We start from the raw sequence: 2,942 nt of genomic DNA on the forward strand, positions 1-2,942 counted from the left end.
GGAGGTAGGTTATTGTTCGTGGGGCAAAAGCCTAAGGGCGAAAATAACGTTGTGTGGACTAAGGATTAGCATGAATTGTGTCGCATACGGGCGCGAAAATTCAAGTTCCCTGACCGAGCACCTGGTGTATGATTATACGGTAGCGTACACTTTCGGAATCTTGCGCAATCGGGCAGCGACAGAAGACTATCTCATATATGGAAGAAAATATACAATATGATTAGTGAGATTCGGGGTTACGGTGACTGTGCATTGACCTTATTAACAATTTGAGTGCCTGATTCTATGTAAACGGACGTGAATAGGAGGCGACCCACCACGGGCAACGCAAAGATCGCAGTAAATTTGCGACAATCTGTAATGTATAGCTCGTTTGCCCTTGGGATCATGCCGTTTTTGCTGCCCGTTTATGGCATGCGTATTGGGGGGAACGCAGAAGTTATCGGAGGACTATTTTCTGTTATTGGCTTGGTCAACCTTGTGATACGACCACTTGTGGGGAGAGCAACCGACCATTTCGGTAGAAGAAGATTCTTTATCCTCTCGTTCTTGGTCTATGCAATTGCAATGGCTCTGTACTCTCTTGCCTCGACCATGCCCATCCTCTATGCAGCGAGGATTTTGCAGGGGGGCGGCGGATCTCTGATGTGGACATCTGCCTACGCCATCATTGGTGATATCACTGATGGAAATAAGCAAGGTAAGTCCATTGGACGACTGCAGGGCTCTTCATCCAATGGAAGGCTTTTAGGAGCGGTACTTGGTTTCATGATCCTCAGCTATTTTCCATTATTAGCTGGTTGGTCTGTGTTGTTCAAGGTATATGCCTGTATTTCGCTTTACGCCGGATACCTTGCCTACAAGCACATACCAGAGACAATACGTGAACGAGTCGACGACCATCCCCAGGACTTCCATCGTACCTCACCTGAATTTCGTAAATTACTTGCTATTGTATTCATCAGTTCTCTATCCGCATCGATGTTAAGCCCCTTACTGATGGTCTTCCTTCAAAATCGGTTTACCACGGATGTTGGCAAATTAGCTACTGCCTATATTCCTGCTGCTATCGTTTACGCCTACCTTACACCTAGGATGGGCGGACTCAGTGACAAGTACAATCGAGCCAAACTCATTCTTGTCGGGCTGCTGTCCTCTGGAATTGTCTCCATGGCATTCCCTGTTAGCCCCAGCATTATCGTTCTGTCTGTCCTATGGGCACTTGAATCCATTGGAGCGGTCATCGCTGCGCCTGCCGAAGCGGCACTTGTGTCTGATATGACGGGCACCAATATTCGTGGTGCCGCATACGGAAGGTATCTATCCGCTGCCAGCATGGGAACCGTAGTTGGACCTCTAGTGGGAGGTTGGCTGTACGATAGGTATAATCACTCACTTCCTTTTTATATAAATGGGCTCTTGATGATGTTGGATGGTCTTATCGCAGTATTGCTTCTTCGGAACTACCAGTCTCATGGTGTCCATCAGCATACGACTAGCGCTAATTGACGCCACTGGGGCTGTAGTGTGTATGAAAATACACATTGCAGGTTGACTGTTTGTTGCACTCTCGAAGCAGTAATCCTGAAGAGTCTTACGAGACGAACGGAGTGGATATTGTGATAGTTAGACATCATCGAAATCGTCCAACCAAACACTACGATGAAAACGTCCGCCGTTTGGATGAAAAGCTGGTCGAATTGATTGCAAAACGCAAGATTGTTTCAAGCAATAATCCAGGATTTCCGCCTAATGAGGACATAGACGTGTGGGCACGGAAGTTCGGTTTGTATGAAACCTTCGTGCACAGTGTTTTTAACACCCTATATCACGAAGACCTCCATCGACCAAGAGTTGAGCCTCATGGATTTCGTCGTATCATCCCAGTCATGAGGTTACAGGAAATCGATTCCCAAGTCTTTTTAGTAACCCATCTGCGTCAATACGATAATGCGAGTGTTTTGTATCTGGAGATTGATAGCAAGACCGAAAACCAAAGTGAGCCTCGACATCGCCCCCACGTTGAGTGGAAATTAGCAATAGAACCTGAGTATGACTGCTATGCGACAAGCGGATCGGGGAATAGTGACCATTTTACGCAACAATTCGTCGTTAGTCCTTGTCTTCCAGATAAGGTTGAAAATCTCGTTTTCAACTTCAAATGGTCATCCAGAATGCCAAATATCGAGAACGGACCCGAAGGTGAAGTCGTTCTTTGAACAACATCCTCAACTGCATGTTTATGCGGTCGAGGATGCGGTTCAGTTATGTCACAATCGGGCAGAAGAATACAGTAAGGAGGCGTAGCAATGGAGTTCTCTATTCGCAAGATGAAGCCAAAAGATGCTTCTGTCATTGTTAAGTGGCATTATCCAGAGCCATACTCTTTTTATGACATGACAGCCGATGAAGACGATTTGCGTGAGTTCCTTGATTTCGAGAATTGGAAGAAGGACTCGAAGTACGCCGTGGACGATGGAAAGGACAATTTGGTCGGCTTTTTTTCATTTGACGATGATAATGGAATTGTTGATATAGGTCTCGGGCTGCGACCTGATGTAACTGGGAATGGACTGGGAACAGAATTTGTTCAAGCTGGGCTTAGCTTTGCCAGAGAGAAATTTCGTCCAAACCAATTCCGATTGGCAGTTGCGACATTTAACCAACGAGCCATCAAGGTGTATGAACGAGTGGGCTTCAGCCACATCAGAAAGTTTATGAACAATACGAACGGTGGCACTTATGAATTCCTGGAGATGGTTGCCGACAGCGAGGTGGGCACTGACAAGGATTTGTAGCGATGAATTCATAATTATACAATAGCGGATTAGGTTCGTTGCTGCAGTATCGGGCAGTTTAGCGACAGAAGACGCGCCATTACTTCCGACGAAATGGTACAATAAAAGGGAATAAGAAATGGACGGTGATAGTATGTTGTGGTC

3 protein-coding genes are annotated in these 2,942 nt (G+C 46.1%); all 3 read left to right on the top strand.

Annotated elements, in window-relative coordinates; genetic code table 11:
• Positions 1-345: 345 nt before the first annotated feature.
• The 3 genes from AC2VLY_RS14905 (at position 346) to AC2VLY_RS14915 (ending at position 2,798) form a co-directional block, all read left to right on the top strand.
• Complete coding sequence (locus tag AC2VLY_RS14905) at positions 346-1,509, top strand: MFS transporter (protein WP_486892280.1); 1,164 nt, start codon at positions 346-348, stop codon at positions 1,507-1,509.
• 101 nt (positions 1,510-1,610) lie between these two features.
• Positions 1,611-2,219, top strand: coding sequence for a hypothetical protein (locus AC2VLY_RS14910; RefSeq protein ID WP_486922538.1), 609 nt, complete (start codon positions 1,611-1,613; stop codon positions 2,217-2,219).
• A 90-nt stretch (positions 2,220-2,309) separates the two neighbouring features.
• Positions 2,310-2,798, top strand: a complete 489-nt coding sequence (locus AC2VLY_RS14915) for a GNAT family N-acetyltransferase (RefSeq protein ID WP_486892278.1) — start codon at positions 2,310-2,312, stop codon at positions 2,796-2,798.
• Positions 2,799-2,942: the final 144 nt, after the last annotated feature.

This window comes from Acidithiobacillus sp. TH-A36 (genome assembly GCF_057473445.1).